We start from the raw sequence: 21,516 nt of genomic DNA, 5'->3' as shown, positions 1-21,516 counted from the left end.
CCCCTCCTTCTCTGCTCTTCTCAACTCTCTTAGTGAGTAGTAGTTAAAAAGAAGGAGGTAGAAAAAATAGAGGGTGTATATAAGACGGGCTTTGCGTTTTCTAGAGATAGACACCCACCTCGCTGCCAGCCCGCACCAGTCTTAGCTCTCAGCTCGAAGAGCAAAGCGTCCCCTCGTGGGCCTCCCCGCCTCACAGCCATCCCGAGACCCTGAAACTACGTACCTGAGTACGTATCTCTCCGCCGATCAACGCCGCTCGGTGTAGAGTTGGCGCCCTCCATGCCGCACATCCAAGCTCTCAGCGCTGAGGTCGCGCTCGTCAAGACCTACCGCTCCACCCCCCAAGGCGTCGAGGGCTCGCCGTACCCGATGGTGCGCGACTTCACCTCTCACCAACTGCCGGCCGACACCCCCGAGCACCTCTTTGACGCCATCCGCTTGGCCGCCTCACGCGGCTGGTGCCTGCTCAAGGGGCAACTCGACCAGGCGCTGGTCGATGAGCCCCGCGCCGGCCACACCGACCCCGAGCAGCCCACCCACTGGATCTGCCTCGACTTCGACGGCCTGGACATGACGCTCGACGAGGCGTTGAGCCGCCTCGGCCTGGCCGACGTGACCTGCATCGTGCAGTACTCCAACAGCCATGGCATCAAGCCTGGCCTGCGCTGCCACGTGTTCGCGCTGCTCGAGGGCACGATGGCGCCACGCTCGCTCAAACTGTGGCTGCAACAGTTGAACCTGCGCCACTTCAAGGAAGAGATCGGCCTGAACCGCATCGGCACCGCGCTGCGCTGGCCACTCGACACCACGACGTGCCAGAACGACAAGCTGCTGTACGTCGCACCGCCCAAGCTCATCGACCTGGTCGACCCGCTGACCGAGCGTATCGTGCTGCGCACCGCAGCCCTGCGTGCGATCCCCGGCAGCCGCATCCAGTTTGATGCAGCGGGACTTCAAGCTGCGAGCCAGGAGCTACTGCACGAGCTGCGCAAGATCGCGGGCTACCCCAAGCTGCGCGACAGCCAGTTCAAGACCTCCGGCGGCGTGCCATACCTCGCCAAGCCGGGTCTCATGAACATCACCGGCGTGAAGGAAGCCCGCGGCTACCGGTACTTCAACTTCAACGGCGGCGACAGCTGGGCGTACTACCAGCCCATCGACCAGCCCCGCTTCGTCCACAACTTCAAAGGCGAGCCCGCATACCTGCTCGAAGAGATTGCGCCGGAGTACTTCTACGAGCTGATGAAGCGCAACCGCCAGGAGCGCGACGCCAACTCGGTTCACTTCGCCTTCCACAGCGTGGTTCACGACGCTTACTACGTGGGCCAGTGGGACAAGCGCACGAACGACGTGCAGACCTGGAAGGCCGGCAACGAGAAGAAGGCCAAGGACTACCTCAAGCAACACGGCCAGGCTGTGCCCGACGTACTGCCCCTGATGGAGCAACGCTTCGACCCACAGTCCAGCGTGCAGATCGACCTAGACGAAGGTGTCATCAACACCTACCGCGCCCCGAAGATCGAACCTCGCGCATGCGCCGAACTGCCGGAGTGCTACCGGCGCTTGTTCGAGAGCGCCGTGGGCAAAGGCGAGGTGCTCGAGCGCTGGCTGCAATGGCTCGCGTTCATCGTGCAGTCGAAGGATAAGACCGGCATGGCCTGGGTGCTCCATGGCATCAGCGGCACCGGCAAAGGCGTCATCGTCGAGCACGTGCTCAAGCCGCTGCTCGGCGCGCACAACGTACGCATGATCACCATGGCGCAACTCACCCAGCCCTACAACGGCTGGATGGAGAACGCACTGCTCGTCGTAGTCGACGAGGCGCAGCTCTCAGCTCTTCGCGACCAGGTAGCGATCACCGCGAACCTGAAAAGTTGGATCTCCGAGCCCGAGGTCATGATCCGCCAGATGTACCTGGCGCCGTACAGCACACGCTCGTACGTGAACTTCCTGATCCTGTCGAACCAGCCGGACCCGGTCCATCTTGACGCCACCGACCGGCGCTTTCACATCGGCCAGTACCAACGCGAGCGCCTGACCGTTGATCGGGCATTTATCGACCGTTTGTCGGAAGACCTGCCCGACCTGTTAGGGTTTACAGCTGCGCTGCAAGTCGAGCTCACAACAATTCGACGCCTGATCAACAACGAAGACCGCGCGAAGTTGCTGGACCTAAGCCGCAACAGCGTCGACCACGTTGCCGAGCGGATCGTGGCAGGGGATTTCGAGTTCCTGCTACAACAACTGCCGCCGACCGCGGCGGGCGCACTGGGCCTCATCAGCCCGGAAGAGCAGAAGTTCCGCTCCACGCTCACCGACATCGCAACCCGGGCTCTTGCGACCAACGGCCAGGCCGACCCCCTGGATCGGTCCGAGCTCCACGCTCTTTTGAACTTCTGCGTCGGCAACGTGCCATCGGCGCCGCTGAAGTTCACACACTTCCTCAAACACCACCGCATTTACTGCGAGTCGGCCACCACCGACCGCGGCGTGCGCCCCGTTCTGAAAGTGAAATGGTCCTATGACCAACTTTCGTTCGCCCGCGCATTGAAGACCCAGCTCGGAGTTGATGGGAACGCCGTAGCGAAGCTGATGAAGAAAGCTGGAAATGAATCTTGATGAGGCCACAGACGTCTTCCAAGACGCCACCAATCGCATCGCTGCGCTCCTGAAGCAAGGCATCGACATCACGTCACTCACCGTGATCTACACGCCAAGCGCCGGCGCCGCCGAAGTCCTCGCTCTCGGCTCAACGTCCGACGCTCTGGACGCCGCAGGCGAGTTCGTCACCACGCTCGAGGCTGTCGAAGAACACACACTCGTCGACACCCCGACGCCCATCGACGAAGGCGCCTTGCCCGCCATCGCCGGCGGCCAAGCTGCGCCAACTGACAGCGACTTCTCGCCGCTGCTGTAGCGACACGAAGGCCGAGCAAAACACTCGGCCACTGGTGAGCGTCCGGGAAACGCTCTACCATCTTCAACGGGAGATTGCAGAAGATGACCACGCAACAAACGCCAAGCGCCGAATGGCGCGCCGCCGGCGAACCTGATCCGCACGGCGATCGCTACGACTGCGAACGCGCCGCGCTGGCTATGGGCAACCTGACCGACGACGTTCTCGCGAACGAGGCGTTCCTCAACTACAACGCGCGCCCACCTCTCCAAGACCTTCTCTCCGGCAGCGCGATCCCACCAATCGCCTGGATGACGGCGGTCAAGGACCGCATCCGCTGGCTCTCGCGTGCATTGGAGAAAGCGAAGACCGAGCGCAACGACGCCGCTCGCGGCTTCATCGAGCTGCTCAACGAGGCACGCACACAAAGCTCGCAGAACATGGAGACCGCGCTGATGTGGCAACGCAAGTGCTACGAGGCCGAGTCCCAGCGCGACGCGCACTGCGCCAACTTCCTCAAGCTCAACCACGACGTCAACGAAGTCATCGGGCTGCTCACGCCCGATGACGATGGCCCCGTCGTTCCTCGCGTCAAGCGCCTGGCTGACGAGCACATCGCACTCGAGGACTCGCTGATCCATCTGTCCAACGACCTGCGCTGGGCGATTCGCCGACTCTACAACTCGATCAACTTCACGATCGACGACCGCCGCGACCTGGCAAGGCAGCTCGAAGGTACGCTCTCGCGCTATGGCGTACAGGAGCCCTGACATGAAAGACGACCTCAAAAAGCACATCGCCTCTATTCGCTGGGTCGGCAAGTTGCAGCCCACCATCATGCTGCCCAACACACAGCCGATGCCCCTGAACTCGGCGCCCATCCGCCACATGGTCGAGCGCTTCTTCGAAAGCGGCGTTAGCCACCACAGCGCCCAAGGCGCCACGCTGTGGGCACTACTCGACTTTCTGCAATGCGCGAAGGTATCTTACGTCCTCGAGGCTCACCCAGGCGAAGGCTACACAGTACGCCATGCACCCGGCACCAACGGGTCCTGACATGACCTTCCTCGCTCTGAACACGAGCATGCGCAGCAAAGAGCGCCTGAAGCTCGCGATCTACCACGTGCTCAAGGTCGTCGACGGCGCGGTGTTCCTCGCCAGCTTCAGCCTGGTCAGCCTCGAGCTCAGCACGAACTGGCTGTTCTCCGAGTATCTCGAGGACTGATATGACCGTCACCAACCTCCAAGCCAGCGCCTGCATGCGCCACATCGCGTCGGTCCGCGTCGACTTCGAGTACCAGGACATCGACGACGCCGACGAGCTGTTCGACGTCATCGAGCTGAAGCTCGAAGGCGCCGGCTACACGCCAAAGATCGAGCTCTACACCGGCAGCCCGGCATGCGCCCCGTACCTCGAGGTGGAAGTCGAGGGCGCCAACGACGAAATCATCCTAGGCCTGGTCAACCAGGCCTTGGAAATGGTGTAGCCATGCCTCGCTACACCAAGAAGGACTTCGAGATGGTCGCCGACGTGCTCAAGCGCGCCCGCAAGGCGGTGCTGCGCACGGGCGACACCCACGTCAGCGCCCAATTCGATGTCTTCTTCGTTCCGGCCATCTGCGACGAGCTGGCCGAGACCAACCCCAAATTCGACCGCAAGCGCTTCGCCGCGGCGTGCGGCGTCTTCGAGGACTGACTCATGGACCTCGCCTTCCAGAACACGCTTCACAACGAGCTCAACGCCCTCCAAACGGAATGCACCCACCTGTGTTCCATCGCCCGCGCGTTCAAGACCACGGGCAACAACACCATGGCCAAGGAACTCGAAGCACTCGGCGTGCGCATCTACCTCTCGCTCGAACACGTCCGCATTGACTACGACCGTGCGCTGTCTAAGTACGTGCGCGAGTCCGTCGAAACCACCGATCGAGTGCTAGGCGCACTCATCACCGCGACCCACACCGCGAACTGATCATCTACCGCAGACATTGGGAGATTTCTGCAAAATGAACGAACCCGCCGAACGCATCGACTCGCTCGAGAAGACGATCGAAAAGTACTCCGCCCTGGTGTGCAGACAACACCCGACAACCGACACCATCGCATTGTGGGACTACATCCCGAGCCAATTCGCTCACATCGCATTTCTGGACAACGCCATTGCCTCCTATCAATGGGGCGCGATGACCAGCAACGCCACGCTCGAGGGCGCACGGAATCACAACGAATACCGTCGCTCGTACATCCTCAACGCCGCCAAACAAAATTGGTGGCTTGTACGCGAGATCGGCCGCTTCCTCGACGGCAGCTACATCTCCCTACCTGAGCCAATCTTGCAGCGCCTACTGCACATTGGCGCGTTTCAAACGCAGCACTTCCTGCACCTCTCTGTCCAAGGCGACGACGCTGCAGTGGCCTACACGGCCAGCCGCGACGATGCCTTGCGCGACCGCCAACTGCGCCTGCCGCTGGGCCGCTACCTGCGCAAGCACTACAGCTGGCTGCCGGACCACGAGATCCAGTACATCGACGCGCAACTGCGCGCGTGCATGAACGCCAACGTCGAGCTGCTGGAAGGCTTCGACGCCATGCTCGAGGTCTACATGGCCGTCAGCCCGGCGTGCATGTCGCGCGATGCCAAAGATCGTTGGGGACTCGAAGACATCTCGATGCACCCGCTGAACGTCTACGCCCCGGAACACGGTTGGCGCCTGGCCATCACGCGCAATGCCAAGGGTGAGCCCGCCTCTCGCGCCGTCGTCTGGATCAACCCCGACGATCCGACCGACAAGCGCTGGGGCCGCGCCTACGGCGACAAGGCCCTGTCCTACGCGCTGGATCGCAGCGGGTTCAAGAACCGCGGATTCGAAGGCGCCACCCTCAAGACCGTGCTCGACCAAGACGGCTGCTTCGTCGTGCCATACATCGACGCCAGCAAGAACAACACCGGGGGCAACAACCGGTACTTCTCGCGCATCGGCGCACTGCGCATCCTGACTCAGAACGAATGGAGTCAGCTCGGCGACCTCGCGTTCGAGCATCACAGCGACGCCGTGCGCACCGAGATCAAGCCTCTCGCCGGCGACTTCACGTGCGCCGTCACCGGCGAGAGGCACAAGATCACCATCGACAACCGCCCCATCAAGATCTGGCGCCACAACACACTGGTATCCGTCCACAGCAGCTTGCAGGACCAGCTGGTCTCGGCGTACACCCCGTCTGGCTATCACAAGATGCTGGTCGAAGACGCGACCCTCGTCCTTGGCGAGTACTACGCCAACGACGAAGCCACGTTCGCTCAGTACGGCATCACCAGGCTGTCGGAACGCTTCTACCCGGACGCCGCGGATCAGGAACAGCTCTTCCATCGCAGCCACTTGGCTCAATGGTCCGACACAACCGGCACGACGCACTACCTCAAGCCCGAGGACTGCGTCGACGTGATCGACGCCCCGGAAGGCGCGTCGAGCCCGTACATCACGTCGATGCCTCGGATGCTGGTGAGCGAAACCATCCGCGTTCATGGCGGCCGGCTGGCCACCAAAGCCGCAGCTCGCCTGATCCAGCGCACGCCCAGCGGCGCCAAGGTCATCATGGGCATCCACGACGTCGAAGTGGCCTGGAACGGCCAGGTCGACTTCTCTCGCAACCTGCAGCGCATCGCCCGCGACGGCTTCGCGACGTACATCCATCGCCGCGAGTCGCTCGAAGACCTGACGGTGCCCGAGCTCGGCGATGCTGCGTTCGAGCAGCTCCTCGAACCGCACACGCTGTATCTGGCCAGCCGCTATCGCGCCTGCCGGGTCTACGCCTACGCCAACACGATCTTCTGTCCGCACCTTCGCTCCGACGGCACGGTGAGCTGGAAGATCTTCAGCAACGACGGCGGCCTTGCCCACACCATCCATCAGCTCGAGGACAGCCTGACATACGAAGCCACGACGGAGCAAGGGCAGCGCGCCAAGGCCTGGACGAGCTGGTTCATCAACCGCTTCCACGAACACCTCGACGCACGAGGCGACGTGCCGGCCCGGCCTCGTCCGCAATCCGCAGCGGCGCCATCTGCGCCCGAGGTTATGGCCCCCCGTCTCGAGCCGCAGGCCGCTCCCGCCGCAACCCTGGTATCTGGCGTCTTGGGACGGATCGAAGGCGTGTCGGTCATCGAGCCTGTCAATCTGGACGTGAGCGATGAACTCTTCCGCAGGGCCATGGAGCTGCGCGACGAAGCCTACCGAACAACCATCGAGCGCATGGATGCCGAACGTCGCGCCGAACGCCTCGCCGAGTTCCAGACTTTCACGACGCTCATGGCCCAACCACAACACGACGACGCCCGGGATGCCATCCGCACCGTCGACATCTAAGAAGAACCGCAAGGAACTTCAATGAAGAAGATCGAAACCAAGGAGGCGTTCGAAGCCTGGTGCATCGAACGCCACCTCCGTCCAGCCGACATGATCCGCCACTACGCTTGCAGCGCGTGGCGGACGGCAGACGACGCCTGGTGGACGGCCCGCGAGAAGATGCGCGCAGAGAACTACGCCTTCGAGGACAACCAGCACAAGGCAAAGCTGCTACCCTACGCTCTGACGAGCGCGATCTACGCCAACGGCCTGAGCGTGCCACCACAGGCCTACTTGCAGCTGGACCCCGAGAACAAAACCAACGTCACGTTCTTCTCCAACTGGGCCGACGGCGTGCGTGACCGCCGCACCAGCTCGACATTCGGTCGCTTCTTGAAGTGGGCCAACCCCCACGCGCCGGACACGGCCATCCAGGCCGCCGTCAATACCTGGCGCCAGCTCTTCATTGAGCGCGAGATCAAGTTCACGCAGGACGGCGACCTCATCGAAGCGATCTACCTCACCGGCCCCACAGCGTGCATGCGCTACGACAAAGAACACTTCGGCATCAGCCACCACCCGACGCGGGCCTACGCCGACATACCCGGGTTGAAACTCGCCTACTTCGAGCCCACGCCCGGCCGCTACACCGCGCGCTGCTGGACCTACGAGAACCCGAGCGATACCACCGACAAGCGCTGGATTCGCTGCTACGGCGATGAACTCCTGCTCACGCTTCTTGAACACGACGGCTTTCGCGCTGGAAGTCTCGACGGCGTCAAGCTGCATCGCATTCATTGCGAGAGCGATCCGCGCAAAGTGATCTGTCCGTACATCGACGGCGCCGCGGACAACATCCAGCTGCTCGACGACGGCCTGCTTGTCACAGACGACATCAAGTATCCGAATTCAAGCTCGGATGGCTACCTGATGCTGAGCGACTTCGAGCCGAGCCGCGAAGATCAGGTCCAGCTGCTCACACGCTTCTACGGCGAAGATCACTGGATCGACCAGAGCAACGCAACATACTGCGAACGCTACGCCGACTACATCGACGATGAAGACCTCGTCGAGCTGTACGAAGGCGACTGGGCGCACGTCAACGACGAGAACCTCGCCACCCTGAGCACGCGGTACTACCGCAATGGAGGCCACTACACCTTCCGCAACACCGTCGAAGATGGCAACGACCAAACCATCCTCGACGACGACGCCTGGTACGACGAGGTGCGCAAGTGCTACTGGCATCACGAAGTCAGCCTGGTTACGCTGATTGACGGGCGGGACACTCGTCACGACGACACCGTGATCGAGGACGTGCAAGGCGACTACGAGCTGAATACCACGCCACACGTCTGGTTCGTCGAAGACGAGGACCAGATTCTCTTTGCCAAGCACTTCGACGCGTACGACCTCGGTCTGGAACACGACGAGCTCGGTTGGGGCACCACGCCCGACGAACAGACCGCTCTGCTGCTCTTCCTCGCCCCGATGAGCGACGCGCAGCGCGAGGCCTGGCTCAACACACAGATCGAGGTGTCGCACGAACGCGCCATGACGCTCATGCTGGACTTCCTGCGCGAGCAAATTTCGAATCTAATCATCTCTCTACCGCTGACTGCGGTAGTCATCGAAGAAGAGGAAGAGACCGCATGACACTCACCGCCGAAGCCCTGGCGACATCGCCCAATCCGATCGTCGCCCAGCTCGCTGCCACCATCCTGGATGGCAACACCAACGATGCGGACAACGCCGACTCCAACAGCGGCGACGAACGCTTCGCCTCGCTTGACGGCACAGCCGAGATGGCCGCCACGACCGCCGAAGAGGACGACGAGAACCCGCCGCCCCTTCTGCTGAAGATCCTCTCCACCAAGCGCTGCCACGGCAGCGCCAGCGAGCGCAGCTTCGTCGAAGACTTCCTGTTCGAGTTTCTCGACAACTCGGAGTACGTCGACGACGTCTACTACACGACCGCGCCAAAGGCCGACAAGGAAGCCAAGAACCTGGTGGCCATCGTGAAGTACCCGGACGGCCGCGAGAGCAAGACGCTGTTCTCGTGCCACACGGACACGTGCCACACCTTGCTGGGTTCGGACGAGAGTCAAGGTCTTCAGAACCTGGCCTACGACCCGAACATGGAGCAGATCTTCCTGGGCGAAGAAGCCAGGAAGGAAGGCGGCAACGTGCTCGGCGCGGACGACGGCGTCGGCATCTGGCTGATGCTCGAGATGGTCAAGCGCGGCGTGCCCGGCACCTACGTCTTCCATCGCGGCGAAGAACGGAGCTGTATCGGCAGCAAGCACCTCTCGCAAGCATACGACGCCTGGCTCAGGAGCTTCGACCGCGCGATCGCGTTCGACCGACCCGGCTGCGACGAGGTCATCACACACCAACGCAGCGAACGCGGTTGCAGCAAGGAGTTCGCCGAGGCGCTGGCTGGCGAGCTCACGATGCTCGGCAACCTCACCTACGAGCCGAGCGACCGCGGCGTCTTCACCGACACCGCCTGCTACTTCCGACAGATCCCGGAATGCACGAACTTGGGCGTCGGTTACGACTTCCAGCACGGCCCCGACGAATACCTGGACTGGGGCCACGCCCGCGAACTGGCCGACGTCATCGTGCGGCTCGACTGGGATGCCTTGCCCACCAAGCGCGACCCGGCAGCCAAGCCCGAGCACAAGTCCACTGGCACCTACGGCCGCGGCAACTGGGGCGGCAACAGCCACGGTTACGGCGGCTATGGCGCCTACGGCACCGCGCTCAGCACCGGCGGCGTCGAAGACGACGAGCCGCTGCCCACGCACAGCAACAACGTGTCGCCCTTTCCGACGTCGTCGAGCCAGGCGGCGAACACGGGCGCGTTCAAGGCGACCACGGTCGCCGGCCTGGCAGGCATGAGCCGCCGCGAAATCGCGGTGCTCGTGCGCGAAAAGCCCCTCACAGTGGAACGACTTCTCGTCGATCTGCTTTCCGAACGCAAGGGCTTGGAGGCACGCCTCGAGCAACTGCGTCTTTTCCTCTGACGGCAACTTTCAAGGAGATCCCATGCCGCTCATCGTTTCCCAAGACGAACTCGCCCGCATCACCGCCCTCACCAAGATGGCGGCCGCGTTCCCCAACGAGTCGGGTGAATTCAAGACCCGCAAGAAGGCCTGGTGGGCCGAGATCCGCAGCACGTACGGCATCCCCGCCGACGTGAAGCTGAAGATCGGCCTCGACACCGGCGAACTGCGCCACAAGGGCACCGACCAGGCCTACGAGCAAGCTCCGCCGCCGGCGCCGAAGTTCAACAAGGTCAGCGTCCAGCTCGACCAGTTGATCAGCGCGATCGACACCCACAGCTTGGGCGGCGTGGTCGAAACGGACCTGACCTCAGCCGGCACCCCGTACATCGACGCCGAGCGCAACGCCCTGGTCGTGTACGTGCAAGAGCCGATCCCGGCCTGATCCTCAACGTAGAACTGAGCTGAGTAATGAAGAGTTGGTCGTTCTCCCGCCTCGAGGTCTTCGAGAAGTGCGGCTGGCGCGCGAAGTTGCAATTTGACGACCGCGCGCCCATCCCGCCAAACCCCAAAGGCGACCGGGGAACGGCCATCCACGACTCCGCGCAGGACTACGTCCGGGGCATGCGCGACGATCTCATCCCGGAGTGCGCGCACTTCAAGAACGAGCTCGACGCACTGCGCCCCCTCTTTTCGAAAGGCGACGTGCTGATCGAAGACGAGTGGGGCTTCGATCGCGAGTGGAAGCACGTCGGCTGGCATGGCGAGTGGCGCACCACCAGCACCCTTCCAACCGGCGCAATCCTCTACACCGCCAACGACACCGAGTCCGACTTCCGCGACGTCTCACCACGAGAGCTTGCGCAACGCGACGGCCTTCAAAGGTGGCCGACGCACCTGCTCTTCATGGGCATCCTCTACGAGTGGGTGCCCGCCTGGTGCCGCATGAAGCTCGACTTCATGGTTTGGCTGTCGCCGACCAAGGTGCTGGTCATCGACCTGAAGTCCGGCAAGAAGGACGGCAATGAGATCAAGCACACGGAGCAAGGGCAGCTCTACGCCGTCGGCGTGATGCTCAAGTACCCCGAGGTCGAAGAAGTCGTCGTCGAGTTCTGGTACGTCGACCAAAACGACACCAAGCCCAACAAGTACAGCGCGACCCAGGCGGCGCGCTTCCTTCAGAACTTCACCGCCCGCGGCCAGAAGGCCACCAGCGGCGTGTACCAACCGCGCCCCAGCATTTTTTCGTGCAAGTGGTGCCCGTATCGCCCCGAACACCAAGGCGGCAACGGCATCTGCGAGCACGCAACCGGCGCCGCGCCACGTCGCGCCGCGCCGTCTACCAGCAGCAACCCCCTCTTCTTCGACTTCGGCAAAAGCAAATGACTGGCTACGACATCGACGTGCGTAAGCACCGCGTGGGCCAAGACATTCACGTCCACATCAAGGCCTGGCGCGGCCGGGCCGAGGTGTTCAACACCCACGCAATCGCAACAGACAACGAGCAAGCGAACGAGTTCATCGTCCGCACGCTCGAGAACCACAACCTCCCCATCCCCGAGGCATACCAATGATCCCGAACCACGTCGACAGCCCGCTGTTCTTCATGCCACCGAAGATGTTCGACCACATCGGCCAGCAGCTCGAAGCCATCAGTGGCGAACCGAACCTGCCGCAGCCCATTCAGCAAGTCGTTCAGATGGGCGTCTCCGTTCTCTGCTCTTCGATCGCAGTTCAGAACTACGCCGTCGACGCGCTCAAGGCCACCCTGGACGAAACGACCGCGTTCGAAGACCGCATGCAGCTGCTGGGCCGCATCGCCACGGCCACGCAGTTTTTCGCCGAGAACAACGAGGCGGCTCTCAACTTCTTCATGACAACCCTGCAAGACGAGGCCCGCTACCTGGGTGACCAGGCCGGGCCGGTCTTCGAAGCCGCGCGCCAGCTGGTCGCAACCAGCGTCGGCGGCATCCAAACGCTCATGAAGCCCACCACCGCCGAACCTGCCGCGCTGCCGCAATGACAACGCTCTTCGCCCACCAGACCTACAGTCTGGACTTCACCGCCGACCGGCCCGAGGTCTTCGACATGAGCGAGCCGGGCACGGGCAAGACCGCAGTTCACTTGTTGGACTTCGCGCGCCGCTACGCCAAGCACGGCCACCCAGGCATCATTTTCGCGACGAAGTCGCTGCTGCAGTCCGCCTGGGCGAATGACGCGGCCAAGTTCGTCCCTGATCTACCCATCAGCGTGGCATGGGCCGAGAACCGCGAGGAAGCATTCGAGAAGGACGCAGCGCTCTACATCACGAACCACGATGCGGTGAAGTGGTTGGCCGAGCACAAGCCAAAGCTGTTGAAGCGGCTGCTCTACATGGGCACGGACGAAAGTACGGCCTACAAGCACTCGACCAGCCAGCGGTCCAAAGCTGCCATGTTCGTACGCAACCAGCTGCCCCGCAACCACCCCGACGTGGCGGCGCGCAACTTGTCCGGCACGCCATCCCCGAACGGCATCCTAGACTTGTGGCACCAGGCTTACCTGCTGGACTTCGGCAAGCGCCTGGGCGCGAGCTACTTCAAGTTCCGCGCCGCCACGTGCGACGCTGTCCAGGTCGGCCCCAAACCTGAGCACGTGCAGTGGGTCCAGCGCGAAGGCGCTGAAGAAGCTGTCGCCGCGCTGCTGGCGGACATCACCATCCGCCACGAGCTGCGTGCCTGCGTCGACATGCCCGAGCAGGTTGTCTACACGGTGCCCTTCAAGCTGACGCCGAAGCACCGCGCCATCTACGAGAAGATGGAAAAGGACATGCTGGTCGACGTCGGCCCGCACCAGGTCATCGCACTGAATGGCGCCGTGCTCTACACGAAGCTGCTGCAGATCGCCAGCGGCAGCGTCTATGGGCAGGACGACGAAGTCAGCATCGATCAACAGCGCTACGAGCTGGTCATGGACCTGGCCGAGCAGCGCCGCCACAGCCTGGTGCTGTTCCAGTGGGGCCACCAGCGCCGCGCGCTGACGGAGCTGGCCGACAAGCGCGGGCTGAGCTTTGCCGTCATCGACGGCAGCACCAGCGCCAAAGAACGCGCCTCGATCGTCGAGCGCTACCAGGCCGGCTTCATTCGCATCCTGTTTGGCCACCCGCAGTCGATGGGCCACGGCCTGACGCTCACGCGCGGCACCGCCACGATTTGGGCGTCGCCCACGATCAACCAGGAGTGGTGGGAGCAGGCCAACCGCCGGATCTTCCGCATCGGCCAGACCGAGCGCACCGAGACGATCGTCGTCTGCGCTCAGGGCACGATCGACGAGGTCGTGACCGCGGACCGCGAGGTCAAGGAATTCAACGCGATCGCATTGCTCAACGCCCTGAAGTCTTATCGCCGCTGATCATCTACCGGAGAAAACCATGGACAACCAGAAAGCCTTCGACAACGCCCTCTTCGGGGTGCGAGCGCAAGGCAGGCTGAGCAAGAGCAGCGCAGGCCGCTGCGCATACCGCGAAGCTAGCGGCGCGAAGTGTGGCGTCGGGCACAGCATGCCTGACGAGCTGTACGACCTGGGCTTCGACGATGGCGACGGCGTGAACATCAAGAGCGTACTCGGCATGGACCCCGCCATTGCAGCGCACTTCGCTGGTTGCGACACCGACGTTTTGGATGACATTCAGATCGCACACGACTCAGCGAGCGATCTAACCGACTTCGAATCGCGCATGCAAGCGCTCGCCGACAGACACAACCTCATCTACACCCCCAAACAGCAATGAACAACACCGCACTCATCGCCTTCGCGGACTTGCAGAAACTGTTCCCCGCGGTCACGCGAGAGACGATCCTCGAGATCCTCAAGCGCAAAGAGATCACCGCCGCACAGGAGATGAAGTACGGCATGGGCTACGCACGCTGGTATCCCAAGCAGACGGCCGTCGCCGCGGTCCAGGAATACTGGGCCGCGCGCAACGAAATCGAATCGGAGACGCCTGTCGAGCCGCCCACACCCGCCGCGCTGTCCGAGAAGGTCGACCAGCTGCTGGCCAACCAGGAGAAGCTCGGCCGGATGATGGCTTCGATCCTGCAGAACCTCGGCGTGGCCGCGGAAGCCTGACATGCAGATCTATCGCATCACCTGGGACGAGGGCGCCACGCCCCACTTCGCCGGCACGCTCGGCGACGCTCACGCCAGCGCCAAGCTGGCCCCGGCCCCCGCCAGCGTCCTCATCGAGCTGCTCGATGTCGATGTGTCCAAGGACAGTGCCCTGGCCATGCTGGGCGGCGGTATGCCTGCCCACAAGGTGCTGCGCACCTGGGGGCTCACGCCTCGGCGCGGGCTCAAGGAGCAGGCGCCGTGAACGCACCGGAACCGCCGCAACATGCTTCGTGGCAGCGCCCTGTGCGCTGCACGCAATGTGACGACGTCATCTGGTCTCGGTATCGCGGCGAGTTCCGCAGCTGCAAATGCGGTGCGATCTCGGTCGATCAGACGCCGCACTACTCGCGCTACGTTGGCAATCCGGCAGACTTTCTGCCGCTCGGCGACGAGGGGGTCCAGTGATCTGCACCCACCGACACGCTGACTGCTGGGTCTGGCAGGACGTCGAAGTCGGCTTGTACGGCGAGACGGAGCAGCAGCTTGTCAACGTCGGCGGCGAGTCAGCCTACGAAGACCTCGACACCGGCCGCTTCCGCTGCACGCTTTGCGACGAGGTCGGCTACTACACCGGACTGTGGAAGCGCTTTTTTGAAGAAGGCGTCCCATGCCCCGGATCTGATCGGATCAAACGATGACCAATCCCACCCAACAACCCGAGCGCGTCCATTGGACTTGGGACCGCCGCCGCTCGAGCAACTCATCGATGATGAAAGTCGGCACCTACCCGCTCAGCATGTCCCGCGAGGAAGTCGAGAAGGAAGTCGCCGGCACCTTCGGCGGCACGTTCCTCTCGTTCGGCAACGGCCGCTTCGAGTACCGGGCCTACACGGACTGAGCCATGGCTATGACTTTCGACCAATGGGCCGAGAAGCAAGGCTTCCCAGTAACGTCGACGCAGCGCCCACTGTGGAAGAAGTGCTGGGAAACCGCACAGGCACAGGTCGTCCGATCGAGCGCACCGCTGACCGCCGAACAGGTGTTCGCGAGCAACCGAATCATGGAAGCGAACGTGCTTGCCGGACTCTCCATGGCGAAGCTCATGCCACTCGTACGCGCCATCGAGGGGGTTCATGGCGTCGAATCAACATGAGCAACACGATCGCATGGCTCAACGAACGCCTGACCACGATTCTTGCTCGCTATGTCGAACCGCTCTTCAAGCCAGGCACCAAGCTGACCATCATCGCGCGTACACCGGACAACAACGAGGCTGACATACTCGTGAGCAGTGACGACCTTGACGCCGTCATCGCGCTCATCGAGCGCAGTAAACACAGGGAGCCCATTCAGTGAACGACTTCATCAAGAAGGCGCGCGCCTACGTGCGTCAGCGCCCCGCCCTCGGCTTTGTCCTCGCCACGCTTGTCCTGCTCGCCTACCTGGCGGCTGGCGTCTATGGCGTGAAGTGGGAATGATCGGCCATGTCGAGTGACCGGAGCACACCATGTCTGAAGCACAACGACGCCGAGAGCTGGCGGACAGGCTCGGCCTGTACATCTGCGACGAGCATCTATGCGAGAGCTACGCGGACGCAATGATGGATGCCGCCGAAATACTGCGCTCCGACGCCGCCGCGCTGGAAGCGGTGGGTGCGGAACCGATCGGCTACTTCTACGAGCTTGAGTCAGCCAACGAGAAGGCTGGCCCGATCTGGCAGGGCTGCGAGTCTGAAGCGGTCTGCGATGTTGTCGCGGCCGACATCGAGCGGAAATCGTTTCCCCTCTACGGCCCCGATGTCGCTCTACGCCTCGCTGAAGCGCGGCAAGCCTTGAGGAAGATCGCGGCCATCGAAGACAAGATGTTCGGCGGCGATTGGGATGAGATCAGCGAGGCGCGAGAGATTGCCTGCAACGCATTGGGGGTCGGCCATGAGTAACCACAAACAAGGCTGCGATGCACTCGGCGGCTACGGCAACGGTGTCGGACCTTGCTCTTGCGGGCAGGCTGACGACCTGATTCAACGGCTGCGCACCTTCGGCTATGCAGGCTTTCCGATCGCCAACGAAGCCGCCACCCTCCTCGAACAGCAGGCCGCCGAGATCGAGCGGCTGACGAAGGCGCTGCGCCGTCTGTGCCGCAGCTTCCCGACCGACACCGACATGGTGAGCGCTGGTTGGTCTGCCGCCGAGATCGAAGAAGGTTGCGCCGCTCACGCCGCAGCTTACGGAATCCTCAAGGAGATCGGCCGTGTCGAGTGACCTGATTCACCGGCTGCGCGACGGACAGCGCGGCTTTGTGAACTTCCCTGACGGCTTCTTCGAAACGCTGTTCGCCCTGGCGGCCATCGGCGTCGTTGCGCTGCTCGGGTTTCTCGGGTGGGGCATCTGGTGGCTCATCCAGCATGTGAGGCTCGTATGAGTGACGTAGTGCTCTTTGGAGTGCTGCGCATGCCTTACGAACTCGCGATGTCGGACGAGGTTTCGCGCCGCCAGTTCTACCGGCGCGCACAGGAAGCCGCCACCCACATCGAGCAGCTCGAAGCCGAGCGGTCGCAGGAGTGGATCGACGAGGCGATGAGGCTGGCCGAAGACTACGCCGACAAAAAGACGCACGGCGGCGGTTACCACTCGTCCGAGATTATCGATGGCGTCCGCGCCCGCGCCGCCCTCCTCGCGCACCTAACCGGAGCCACGAAATGACCGACCCCACCACCGCGATGCGAGCGGCGCGAGAGGCGCTGGAAAAGATTGCCGAACCGATATCAAGCCGCCGCAACGATACCGAGTGGCTTTTGATGGTGATCGACCTTCGCCGTCGAATTGCGATGGACGCCCTAGCCCAGCTCGACGCCGCCCTCGCGCAGCCCAGCGAGGAGGCGAGGGACGCGGCGCGTCTCGATGCCATCGAAAGAAATATTTGGTTCGTCGAGCCGCAGTATCAAAACGATCCGGCGACGTGGCGCGTCGGCAAAGCGACCGGCAGCGCACACGCGAAGACGCTTCGAGGGGCCATCGACGCCGCACTGCAGGCGAAGGACGGTGCGCGATGAGCACGGCATCCATGCGTCGCGGCGCCAAGGAAGCGAACGATGAAAGCGCCGGTACGAAGTACGGCCGCGAGGTCGGCAATGCAGTCGGCGCGCTGGCGGTCGCCATGCTGCGAGTCAAGGAGCACGAGGAACGCATCGAGGCCCTTGAAGAGCGGATCAAGCGACTCGAAGGGCGCCTCAACGTCTTGGAGTCGCGATGAGCCGCTACACCGAGCGGCAAATCCGCGAGTTCGAGCGCATCCGCGACGGCGACGACGCGCTCATCGACACGCACCCGGAGATCTACCGGCGGCTGATCGACATGCGCGGCGGTTGCCGGTGCTGCGTCTCGCCGCCGTGCAGCGCTTGCAGCGAACCGCTCTTGCTCGAAGAGGCCGACCGGCTCGGCCTTCTCGACGACGGACGCGATGCGCCTGTTGACTTCTCCGCGATCACGAAGGGACTCTGCAAATGACCCCCACCGACACCACCCCGGAGCTGCCGCCGACTGACCCACTCTTTCTGACGCGCCGATACCTGACGGATACGCTTGAATGCGGGACGGTCAGTGAAACGGTTGTCGCTCGAACGGCACTGAAGCTGCTTGACACCGCCCTGCAATCCATCGCCGCAGACCGTGCAGCGCGAGAGGGGGCGCCGATCGACATGGTGCTGCACTGCCCGGCTTGCGGCCTGCAGCACATCGACGCGCCGGAAGACGCTGACTGCGATGGCGAATCTGTCCATTCGTTCGGCTGGAGCAACCCGCCGCACCGCTCGCACCTGTGCCACGGCTGCGGCCACATCTGGCGCCCCGCCGACGTACCGACGAACGGCGTCGCTGCGGTGAAGACCGATGGCAAAGCTGACTCGCCTCTCGCCGCCCATCGCGGGGAGGCAGTAGCGCAGCCCGGGTGGGTCAGCGTCGCCGAACGTCTACCGCCTGCCGAGACGGAAGTGCTTGTGATGAGACGCGGCCACATCGATGTCGGCGCCCTCAATTGGGATCACCCGGGCCACGAAGACTCCTACCAGTCGCACCTCTACTGGGCGCACCCACAAGAGCATTGGATCGCTGAAGACCCGGGCGAGGTGACGCATTGGATGGATCTTCCGGGGCTCGCCGCTGTTCCCTCTCCCACCGCAGCGGCGGCAGAGCCGACGCCAGCGCAAGTCGCCGCTCTTGAGGGCCTCACTCGATCATCTGAGGAACTCGGCTGGTATGAAGCGTCGGCATCGATCCCGCCAGCTCAGAGCGCACCGCCCAGGTGGCATGAGCCGTGGCGCGTGGCTGTCATGGTTTCGTCGTCAGACCCGTCTAGGCAAACTCTCTGGCTGGCCGCCGGTGATAGCGAAATTGCACACGTCGGCGCCCATCGAAGCTTCGTGCGCTGGCTCGCCGCCGCCCCACCCCCGCCAGCGCGGGAGACGGAACGGGAGTTGATCGCGTCGTCGCTCTGCACCATGCGCGCGCTATCAGCGGCGCGAGACGGAGAGACCGACAGCCTGCTCTACCGCGAAGCAGGCCGCGCCATTGTCGCAATCGAACTGCTGTGCGCCACGCTCGCTGCTCGCCCAGCAGAGGCAGCAGTGCCGACCGCCGACCCGGACACGCGCCCGCTACCGATTGTCATGCACCACGACAACCCGGCCCTGAAGCACTTGCCGGACGGAACGCTCGTGCTGCTGCAGCGCCGGCTCCCGCCGACCGAGGACCAGATCATTCAGGACGCACTCAACGCGGTGCGCCTCTTCTGACATGAAGGCCCACATCGCTACCTACCTGCCGTACCTGCTCTCGGCGATCACCATCTGGATGACGCTGTTGGCCGGCAACCTACACCCCCGCGCCTGGCTCGTGGGCATCATCAACCAGGCGCTCTGGCTGATCTGGATCATCGCCGACGCGGCATGGGGACTCCTGCCGCTCACCGCGGCGATGGTGGTCGTCTACGCGCGCAACCACTTCAAGTGGAAGAAGCAATGAGCAACAAGACTTGGACGCCCGTACAAATCGAAGTTCTACTGGCGTGCTACTACAACCGCGAGGGGAATAACGGGTTGCGAGATTCCCAATCCGTTAGAAGCGCGCGCGGCATGCTCCGAGATTTAGGGCTGGTCGAGCCCCTCGTGCCGACCGACTTCATCTGGAAGACCACGCCGAAGGGCGACGCGCTCGTCAAGATGTTGATGAGCACACCGCTGCCGGTGGAGCGTTTCGTCGACCCGCGGGAGGCGACATGAACACATTCCGCCCCGAACTATGGGTGCGCGTTCCCATCACCGAGCTACAAGCGCCCAAGCAGAACGGCCCGCACATGGTCTACATGGACCGCTGGTGGGCGGTCGACGCCGATGGCAGCGCCATCTTCTACAAGTCGACGCGCTACCCGCAATGCAACCCCAACCGTTCCGTCGTCGAGCACCTCACCAAGAGCTTGCCAGGCGCGACCGCCCGCCAAATCCCGCTGGTGATGGTGCCATTCAAGATCAGCGACTACGAATGAGGCCCCAAGTCCTCCCTCGCGTCGTCGCTGCGCTCACCGACTTCGGTCCAATGGCCAGCGTCGAGATCGCCGAAGAACTGCAGCTACCCGAGCGCCGCGTGGCCGGCGCCCTGCACCGTCTACACCGCGGCGAGCGCAAAGGAACCATCCACATCGCCCGCTGGGAGTACGACCTGGGCGACGGCCGCCGGCGCTACCCGCGCCCCATCTTTGCTCTCGGCTCGAAGCGCGACGCGCCTAAGCCGAAGCCGCCGACCGACACCGAGCACTGCCGCGCGTACCGGGCCCGCAAGAAAAGCGCCACGCCCAGCGTGTTCCTGCTCGGCGTCCCCCCGAAGCAACGCAACGTGTTGCAGCGTGCCGAAGTCCGCCCTACACTCTGCGGCATTCTTCCTTAGTCTTCAAATGCGCAAACGCTCCAAGTACCGCCCCCGCCCGGTTCTCGCCGACCCGGTTGCCTTCGTCCTGTCCGGCATGCGCAAGCCCGACAAGGCCACGTCGGGCAAGGTGCTGACGCAAACCTACCTGGCGCTCGAGGCCATGCGCACCGGCAGCGCCACCAAGGCGGACTGGGACGACCTGGCCAACACGCTCAACGCCGCCTGGGTGCTGTGCAACGACTTCCAGGTCGGCGCCGAATACCGCGAGCAGCTCATCGAAGCCCGCGAGGCACTGATCGCCCTCGGCCGGCGAGCCGATCAGAACGGCATGCGCTTCACGCTCTACGCCGCCGAGCTCGCCGCGCTTCGCACTGCGATCGAGATCCACGACGCGCAGATCGAGGCGAGTACCGCCGACCAGATGGCGCGCGTCGCCCACCGAGTGATGAACCTGATGCGCAGCGCTCCGCGCATCAGCCCCAAACACAAAGAGACCGCATGAAAGTTCTCTTCCTCGACATCGACGGCGTGCTCAACAGCAGCCGCACAGTCCTGGCGCACGGCGCGTACCCGCACACGCTACGTGACGGGGACTGGGAGAAGTTCGACTGGACGGGCATCCTCATGATCCAGCGGCTCTGCGCCGTCGCCGACCTGAGTGTCGTGCTGTCGTCAGCCTGGCGCCTCGATCACGACTTCCGACAGGTCGGCAGGGTGTTCAACCTGCCCATCATCGACCGCACTCCGTCGTTCCCCGGCACCCGGGGCATGGAGATCAAGTACTGGCTCGACCAGCACCCCGAGGTCGAGGCCTTCGCGATCGTCGATGACGACGCCGACATGCTGCCCGAGCAGCTGCCGCACTTCGTGCAGACCGACGGCCACGAGGGCGTGACCTTCAAGAACTACCAACAGCTCTGCGAGCGCTTCGGCGTCAATCCGTGGGATCGGCCACCGCGAGAGCGCAACGAGATCCTGAACGCTTCAGCTCCGGCCTAGCCGGGGCAGGGATAAGGGAACCGTGCCCGCCGTGCGACCCGGCAAACGGACTCAGTTGACGAGCTGCGTGCTGCGGCGGGTGGTCTGGCCTGGCCCGTTCACAGCATCCTTTCCACGCCTTCGGGCGTGAGCGGCGGCGTTAGCCGGTTGCCCCCTCCGAGATGGGGGCGCCAAGTCCCCTTCGTCTAGCGGTTAGGACACGACCCTTTCAAGGTCGAAACGCGGGTTCGAATCCCGCAGGGGACGCCAGACAACACGACGAG

General features: G+C 63.5%; 39 protein-coding genes and 1 tRNA gene. All 40 read left to right on the top strand.

All coding sequences use genetic code 11. The annotated features are described in order from the left end of the window. Positions 1-279: 279 nt before the first annotated feature. The 40 genes from ACO2TI_RS07495 (at position 280) to ACO2TI_RS07300 (ending at position 21,502) form a co-directional block, all read left to right on the top strand. On the top strand, positions 280-2,619 hold the full coding sequence (locus tag ACO2TI_RS07495; protein ID WP_423283180.1) for a primase-helicase family protein: 2,340 nt from the start codon (positions 280-282) through the stop codon (positions 2,617-2,619). Further along, the gene (locus tag ACO2TI_RS07490) at positions 2,609-2,917 is read left to right on the top strand and encodes a hypothetical protein (protein WP_423283178.1); all 309 of its coding nucleotides are present in this window, start codon (positions 2,609-2,611) and stop codon (positions 2,915-2,917) included. Before ACO2TI_RS07495 ends, ACO2TI_RS07490 begins: the two co-directional genes overlap by 11 nt. Positions 2,918-3,000: 83 nt before the next feature. Next, entirely contained in the window at positions 3,001-3,666 is a 666-nt protein-coding gene (locus ACO2TI_RS07485) for a hypothetical protein (protein ID WP_423283177.1), read from the top strand. Position 3,667: 1 nt separating this feature from the next. Further along, entirely contained in the window at positions 3,668-3,952 is a 285-nt protein-coding gene (locus ACO2TI_RS07480; protein ID WP_423283175.1) for a hypothetical protein, read from the top strand. A 1-nt stretch (position 3,953) separates the two neighbouring features. Next, a complete protein-coding gene (locus ACO2TI_RS07475; protein ID WP_423283174.1) occupies positions 3,954-4,121 on the top strand; it encodes a hypothetical protein in 168 nt (55 codons plus the stop codon). Position 4,122: 1 nt separating this feature from the next. Next, a complete protein-coding gene (locus tag ACO2TI_RS07470) occupies positions 4,123-4,383 on the top strand; it encodes a hypothetical protein (protein ID WP_423283173.1) in 261 nt (86 codons plus the stop codon). 2 nt (positions 4,384-4,385) lie between these two features. Next, positions 4,386-4,592 carry a hypothetical protein gene (locus tag ACO2TI_RS07465; protein WP_423283172.1) on the top strand — a complete coding sequence of 69 codons (207 nt, stop codon included), beginning with the start codon at positions 4,386-4,388 and terminating at the stop codon, positions 4,590-4,592. Between the two features lie 3 nt (positions 4,593-4,595). Continuing rightward, the gene (locus ACO2TI_RS07460; RefSeq protein WP_423283171.1) at positions 4,596-4,868 is read left to right on the top strand and encodes a hypothetical protein; all 273 of its coding nucleotides are present in this window, start codon (positions 4,596-4,598) and stop codon (positions 4,866-4,868) included. Positions 4,869-4,902: 34 nt separating this feature from the next. Next, entirely contained in the window at positions 4,903-7,260 is a 2,358-nt protein-coding gene (locus ACO2TI_RS07455; RefSeq protein ID WP_423283169.1) for a hypothetical protein, read from the top strand. 21 nt (positions 7,261-7,281) lie between these two features. After that, the gene (locus ACO2TI_RS07450) at positions 7,282-8,895 is read left to right on the top strand and encodes a hypothetical protein (protein WP_423283167.1); all 1,614 of its coding nucleotides are present in this window, start codon (positions 7,282-7,284) and stop codon (positions 8,893-8,895) included. Beyond that, entirely contained in the window at positions 8,892-10,268 is a 1,377-nt protein-coding gene (locus ACO2TI_RS07445) for a hypothetical protein (protein ID WP_423283165.1), read from the top strand. The genes ACO2TI_RS07450 and ACO2TI_RS07445 overlap by 4 nt, the downstream gene beginning before the upstream one ends. Before the next feature lie 22 nt (positions 10,269-10,290). Then, on the top strand, positions 10,291-10,692 hold the full coding sequence (locus ACO2TI_RS07440) for a hypothetical protein (protein ID WP_423283164.1): 402 nt from the start codon (positions 10,291-10,293) through the stop codon (positions 10,690-10,692). 26 nt (positions 10,693-10,718) lie between these two features. Next, the gene (locus tag ACO2TI_RS07435) at positions 10,719-11,633 is read left to right on the top strand and encodes a PD-(D/E)XK nuclease family protein (protein WP_423283163.1); all 915 of its coding nucleotides are present in this window, start codon (positions 10,719-10,721) and stop codon (positions 11,631-11,633) included. Next, positions 11,630-11,821 carry a hypothetical protein gene (locus ACO2TI_RS07430; RefSeq protein ID WP_423283162.1) on the top strand — a complete coding sequence of 64 codons (192 nt, stop codon included), beginning with the start codon at positions 11,630-11,632 and terminating at the stop codon, positions 11,819-11,821. The genes ACO2TI_RS07435 and ACO2TI_RS07430 overlap by 4 nt, the downstream gene beginning before the upstream one ends. Continuing rightward, positions 11,818-12,270: a hypothetical protein gene (locus tag ACO2TI_RS07425; RefSeq protein ID WP_423283160.1), complete on the top strand. Its 453-nt coding sequence runs from the start codon at positions 11,818-11,820 to the stop codon at positions 12,268-12,270. The genes ACO2TI_RS07430 and ACO2TI_RS07425 overlap by 4 nt, the downstream gene beginning before the upstream one ends. After that, positions 12,267-13,637, top strand: a complete 1,371-nt coding sequence (locus tag ACO2TI_RS07420; RefSeq protein WP_423283159.1) for an SNF2-related protein — start codon at positions 12,267-12,269, stop codon at positions 13,635-13,637. The genes ACO2TI_RS07425 and ACO2TI_RS07420 overlap by 4 nt, the downstream gene beginning before the upstream one ends. 19 nt (positions 13,638-13,656) lie before the next feature. Next, on the top strand, positions 13,657-14,016 hold the full coding sequence (locus ACO2TI_RS07415; RefSeq protein WP_423283158.1) for a hypothetical protein: 360 nt from the start codon (positions 13,657-13,659) through the stop codon (positions 14,014-14,016). Then, complete coding sequence (locus ACO2TI_RS07410; RefSeq protein WP_423283156.1) at positions 14,013-14,354, top strand: hypothetical protein; 342 nt, start codon at positions 14,013-14,015, stop codon at positions 14,352-14,354. Before ACO2TI_RS07415 ends, ACO2TI_RS07410 begins: the two co-directional genes overlap by 4 nt. 1 nt (position 14,355) lies before the next feature. Continuing rightward, positions 14,356-14,598 carry a hypothetical protein gene (locus tag ACO2TI_RS07405; RefSeq protein WP_423283154.1) on the top strand — a complete coding sequence of 81 codons (243 nt, stop codon included), beginning with the start codon at positions 14,356-14,358 and terminating at the stop codon, positions 14,596-14,598. Next, positions 14,595-14,801 carry a DUF7695 domain-containing protein gene (locus ACO2TI_RS07400; RefSeq protein ID WP_423283153.1) on the top strand — a complete coding sequence of 69 codons (207 nt, stop codon included), beginning with the start codon at positions 14,595-14,597 and terminating at the stop codon, positions 14,799-14,801. The genes ACO2TI_RS07405 and ACO2TI_RS07400 overlap by 4 nt, the downstream gene beginning before the upstream one ends. Further along, positions 14,798-15,034 carry a hypothetical protein gene (locus ACO2TI_RS07395; RefSeq protein ID WP_423283151.1) on the top strand — a complete coding sequence of 79 codons (237 nt, stop codon included), beginning with the start codon at positions 14,798-14,800 and terminating at the stop codon, positions 15,032-15,034. Before ACO2TI_RS07400 ends, ACO2TI_RS07395 begins: the two co-directional genes overlap by 4 nt. Then, complete coding sequence (locus ACO2TI_RS07390; RefSeq protein WP_423283150.1) at positions 15,031-15,234, top strand: hypothetical protein; 204 nt, start codon at positions 15,031-15,033, stop codon at positions 15,232-15,234. Before ACO2TI_RS07395 ends, ACO2TI_RS07390 begins: the two co-directional genes overlap by 4 nt. Before the next feature lie 3 nt (positions 15,235-15,237). After that, positions 15,238-15,489, top strand: coding sequence for a hypothetical protein (locus ACO2TI_RS07385; protein WP_423283149.1), 252 nt, complete (start codon positions 15,238-15,240; stop codon positions 15,487-15,489). Continuing rightward, on the top strand, positions 15,486-15,692 hold the full coding sequence (locus ACO2TI_RS07380) for a hypothetical protein (RefSeq protein ID WP_423283148.1): 207 nt from the start codon (positions 15,486-15,488) through the stop codon (positions 15,690-15,692). Before ACO2TI_RS07385 ends, ACO2TI_RS07380 begins: the two co-directional genes overlap by 4 nt. Further along, complete coding sequence (locus ACO2TI_RS07375; RefSeq protein WP_423283146.1) at positions 15,689-15,814, top strand: hypothetical protein; 126 nt, start codon at positions 15,689-15,691, stop codon at positions 15,812-15,814. Before ACO2TI_RS07380 ends, ACO2TI_RS07375 begins: the two co-directional genes overlap by 4 nt. A 29-nt stretch (positions 15,815-15,843) precedes the next feature. Further along, entirely contained in the window at positions 15,844-16,275 is a 432-nt protein-coding gene (locus ACO2TI_RS07370; protein ID WP_423283144.1) for a hypothetical protein, read from the top strand. Then, positions 16,268-16,597, top strand: a complete 330-nt coding sequence (locus ACO2TI_RS07365; RefSeq protein WP_423283142.1) for a hypothetical protein — start codon at positions 16,268-16,270, stop codon at positions 16,595-16,597. The genes ACO2TI_RS07370 and ACO2TI_RS07365 overlap by 8 nt, the downstream gene beginning before the upstream one ends. Continuing rightward, entirely contained in the window at positions 16,587-16,757 is a 171-nt protein-coding gene (locus tag ACO2TI_RS07360) for a hypothetical protein (protein ID WP_423283140.1), read from the top strand. Before ACO2TI_RS07365 ends, ACO2TI_RS07360 begins: the two co-directional genes overlap by 11 nt. A 29-nt stretch (positions 16,758-16,786) precedes the next feature. After that, entirely contained in the window at positions 16,787-17,038 is a 252-nt protein-coding gene (locus ACO2TI_RS07355; protein ID WP_423283139.1) for a hypothetical protein, read from the top strand. After that, positions 17,035-17,388 (top strand): hypothetical protein, encoded by a 354-nt coding sequence (locus ACO2TI_RS07350; protein ID WP_423283138.1) that lies wholly within the window; start codon positions 17,035-17,037, stop codon positions 17,386-17,388. The genes ACO2TI_RS07355 and ACO2TI_RS07350 overlap by 4 nt, the downstream gene beginning before the upstream one ends. Continuing rightward, the gene (locus tag ACO2TI_RS07345) at positions 17,385-17,588 is read left to right on the top strand and encodes a hypothetical protein (RefSeq protein ID WP_423283137.1); all 204 of its coding nucleotides are present in this window, start codon (positions 17,385-17,387) and stop codon (positions 17,586-17,588) included. Before ACO2TI_RS07350 ends, ACO2TI_RS07345 begins: the two co-directional genes overlap by 4 nt. After that, the gene (locus ACO2TI_RS07340) at positions 17,585-17,842 is read left to right on the top strand and encodes a hypothetical protein (protein WP_423283135.1); all 258 of its coding nucleotides are present in this window, start codon (positions 17,585-17,587) and stop codon (positions 17,840-17,842) included. The genes ACO2TI_RS07345 and ACO2TI_RS07340 overlap by 4 nt, the downstream gene beginning before the upstream one ends. Then, positions 17,839-19,125, top strand: coding sequence for a DUF551 domain-containing protein (locus ACO2TI_RS07335; protein ID WP_423283133.1), 1,287 nt, complete (start codon positions 17,839-17,841; stop codon positions 19,123-19,125). The genes ACO2TI_RS07340 and ACO2TI_RS07335 overlap by 4 nt, the downstream gene beginning before the upstream one ends. A 1-nt stretch (position 19,126) precedes the next feature. Beyond that, positions 19,127-19,354, top strand: coding sequence for a hypothetical protein (locus tag ACO2TI_RS07330; protein ID WP_423283131.1), 228 nt, complete (start codon positions 19,127-19,129; stop codon positions 19,352-19,354). Continuing rightward, complete coding sequence (locus ACO2TI_RS07325) at positions 19,351-19,611, top strand: hypothetical protein (RefSeq protein WP_423283130.1); 261 nt, start codon at positions 19,351-19,353, stop codon at positions 19,609-19,611. Before ACO2TI_RS07330 ends, ACO2TI_RS07325 begins: the two co-directional genes overlap by 4 nt. Further along, positions 19,608-19,874: a hypothetical protein gene (locus tag ACO2TI_RS07320; RefSeq protein WP_423283129.1), complete on the top strand. Its 267-nt coding sequence runs from the start codon at positions 19,608-19,610 to the stop codon at positions 19,872-19,874. The genes ACO2TI_RS07325 and ACO2TI_RS07320 overlap by 4 nt, the downstream gene beginning before the upstream one ends. 50 nt (positions 19,875-19,924) lie before the next feature. Then, positions 19,925-20,272, top strand: a complete 348-nt coding sequence (locus ACO2TI_RS07315; RefSeq protein ID WP_423283127.1) for a hypothetical protein — start codon at positions 19,925-19,927, stop codon at positions 20,270-20,272. Further along, on the top strand, positions 20,232-20,756 hold the full coding sequence (locus ACO2TI_RS07310) for a hypothetical protein (protein WP_423283125.1): 525 nt from the start codon (positions 20,232-20,234) through the stop codon (positions 20,754-20,756). Before ACO2TI_RS07315 ends, ACO2TI_RS07310 begins: the two co-directional genes overlap by 41 nt. Continuing rightward, complete coding sequence (locus tag ACO2TI_RS07305) at positions 20,753-21,253, top strand: HAD domain-containing protein (protein ID WP_423283124.1); 501 nt, start codon at positions 20,753-20,755, stop codon at positions 21,251-21,253. The genes ACO2TI_RS07310 and ACO2TI_RS07305 overlap by 4 nt, the downstream gene beginning before the upstream one ends. 174 nt (positions 21,254-21,427) lie before the next feature. Further along, positions 21,428-21,502, top strand: a tRNA-Glu gene (locus tag ACO2TI_RS07300). Positions 21,503-21,516 lie beyond the last annotated feature (14 nt).

The sequence above is a fragment of the Caldimonas sp. KR1-144 genome, from assembly GCF_049446155.1.
GTDB lineage: Bacteria > Pseudomonadota > Gammaproteobacteria > Burkholderiales > Burkholderiaceae_C > Rivibacter.
Note: the sequence above shows the minus strand (reverse complement) of the source record. Positions and strands in the feature narration are given on the sequence as shown.

Coding starts and splice junctions, on each gene's coding strand:
- ACO2TI_RS07495 (WP_423283180.1), top strand. CDS start 280: ATGCCGCACATCCAAGCTCTCAGCGCTGAGGTCGCGCTCGTCAAGACC.
- ACO2TI_RS07490 (WP_423283178.1), top strand. CDS start 2,609: ATGAATCTTGATGAGGCCACAGACGTCTTCCAAGACGCCACCAATCGC.
- ACO2TI_RS07485 (WP_423283177.1), top strand. CDS start 3,001: ATGACCACGCAACAAACGCCAAGCGCCGAATGGCGCGCCGCCGGCGAA.
- ACO2TI_RS07480 (WP_423283175.1), top strand. CDS start 3,668: ATGAAAGACGACCTCAAAAAGCACATCGCCTCTATTCGCTGGGTCGGC.
- ACO2TI_RS07475 (WP_423283174.1), top strand. CDS start 3,954: ATGACCTTCCTCGCTCTGAACACGAGCATGCGCAGCAAAGAGCGCCTG.
- ACO2TI_RS07470 (WP_423283173.1), top strand. CDS start 4,123: ATGACCGTCACCAACCTCCAAGCCAGCGCCTGCATGCGCCACATCGCG.
- ACO2TI_RS07465 (WP_423283172.1), top strand. CDS start 4,386: ATGCCTCGCTACACCAAGAAGGACTTCGAGATGGTCGCCGACGTGCTC.
- ACO2TI_RS07460 (WP_423283171.1), top strand. CDS start 4,596: ATGGACCTCGCCTTCCAGAACACGCTTCACAACGAGCTCAACGCCCTC.
- ACO2TI_RS07455 (WP_423283169.1), top strand. CDS start 4,903: ATGAACGAACCCGCCGAACGCATCGACTCGCTCGAGAAGACGATCGAA.
- ACO2TI_RS07450 (WP_423283167.1), top strand. CDS start 7,282: ATGAAGAAGATCGAAACCAAGGAGGCGTTCGAAGCCTGGTGCATCGAA.
- ACO2TI_RS07445 (WP_423283165.1), top strand. CDS start 8,892: ATGACACTCACCGCCGAAGCCCTGGCGACATCGCCCAATCCGATCGTC.
- ACO2TI_RS07440 (WP_423283164.1), top strand. CDS start 10,291: ATGCCGCTCATCGTTTCCCAAGACGAACTCGCCCGCATCACCGCCCTC.
- ACO2TI_RS07435 (WP_423283163.1), top strand. CDS start 10,719: ATGAAGAGTTGGTCGTTCTCCCGCCTCGAGGTCTTCGAGAAGTGCGGC.
- ACO2TI_RS07430 (WP_423283162.1), top strand. CDS start 11,630: ATGACTGGCTACGACATCGACGTGCGTAAGCACCGCGTGGGCCAAGAC.
- ACO2TI_RS07425 (WP_423283160.1), top strand. CDS start 11,818: ATGATCCCGAACCACGTCGACAGCCCGCTGTTCTTCATGCCACCGAAG.
- ACO2TI_RS07420 (WP_423283159.1), top strand. CDS start 12,267: ATGACAACGCTCTTCGCCCACCAGACCTACAGTCTGGACTTCACCGCC.
- ACO2TI_RS07415 (WP_423283158.1), top strand. CDS start 13,657: ATGGACAACCAGAAAGCCTTCGACAACGCCCTCTTCGGGGTGCGAGCG.
- ACO2TI_RS07410 (WP_423283156.1), top strand. CDS start 14,013: ATGAACAACACCGCACTCATCGCCTTCGCGGACTTGCAGAAACTGTTC.
- ACO2TI_RS07405 (WP_423283154.1), top strand. CDS start 14,356: ATGCAGATCTATCGCATCACCTGGGACGAGGGCGCCACGCCCCACTTC.
- ACO2TI_RS07390 (WP_423283150.1), top strand. CDS start 15,031: ATGACCAATCCCACCCAACAACCCGAGCGCGTCCATTGGACTTGGGAC.
- ACO2TI_RS07385 (WP_423283149.1), top strand. CDS start 15,238: ATGGCTATGACTTTCGACCAATGGGCCGAGAAGCAAGGCTTCCCAGTA.
- ACO2TI_RS07380 (WP_423283148.1), top strand. CDS start 15,486: ATGAGCAACACGATCGCATGGCTCAACGAACGCCTGACCACGATTCTT.
- ACO2TI_RS07370 (WP_423283144.1), top strand. CDS start 15,844: ATGTCTGAAGCACAACGACGCCGAGAGCTGGCGGACAGGCTCGGCCTG.
- ACO2TI_RS07365 (WP_423283142.1), top strand. CDS start 16,268: ATGAGTAACCACAAACAAGGCTGCGATGCACTCGGCGGCTACGGCAAC.
- ACO2TI_RS07355 (WP_423283139.1), top strand. CDS start 16,787: ATGCCTTACGAACTCGCGATGTCGGACGAGGTTTCGCGCCGCCAGTTC.
- ACO2TI_RS07350 (WP_423283138.1), top strand. CDS start 17,035: ATGACCGACCCCACCACCGCGATGCGAGCGGCGCGAGAGGCGCTGGAA.
- ACO2TI_RS07345 (WP_423283137.1), top strand. CDS start 17,385: ATGAGCACGGCATCCATGCGTCGCGGCGCCAAGGAAGCGAACGATGAA.
- ACO2TI_RS07340 (WP_423283135.1), top strand. CDS start 17,585: ATGAGCCGCTACACCGAGCGGCAAATCCGCGAGTTCGAGCGCATCCGC.
- ACO2TI_RS07335 (WP_423283133.1), top strand. CDS start 17,839: ATGACCCCCACCGACACCACCCCGGAGCTGCCGCCGACTGACCCACTC.
- ACO2TI_RS07330 (WP_423283131.1), top strand. CDS start 19,127: ATGAAGGCCCACATCGCTACCTACCTGCCGTACCTGCTCTCGGCGATC.
- ACO2TI_RS07325 (WP_423283130.1), top strand. CDS start 19,351: ATGAGCAACAAGACTTGGACGCCCGTACAAATCGAAGTTCTACTGGCG.
- ACO2TI_RS07320 (WP_423283129.1), top strand. CDS start 19,608: ATGAACACATTCCGCCCCGAACTATGGGTGCGCGTTCCCATCACCGAG.
- ACO2TI_RS07315 (WP_423283127.1), top strand. CDS start 19,925: ATGGCCAGCGTCGAGATCGCCGAAGAACTGCAGCTACCCGAGCGCCGC.
- ACO2TI_RS07305 (WP_423283124.1), top strand. CDS start 20,753: ATGAAAGTTCTCTTCCTCGACATCGACGGCGTGCTCAACAGCAGCCGC.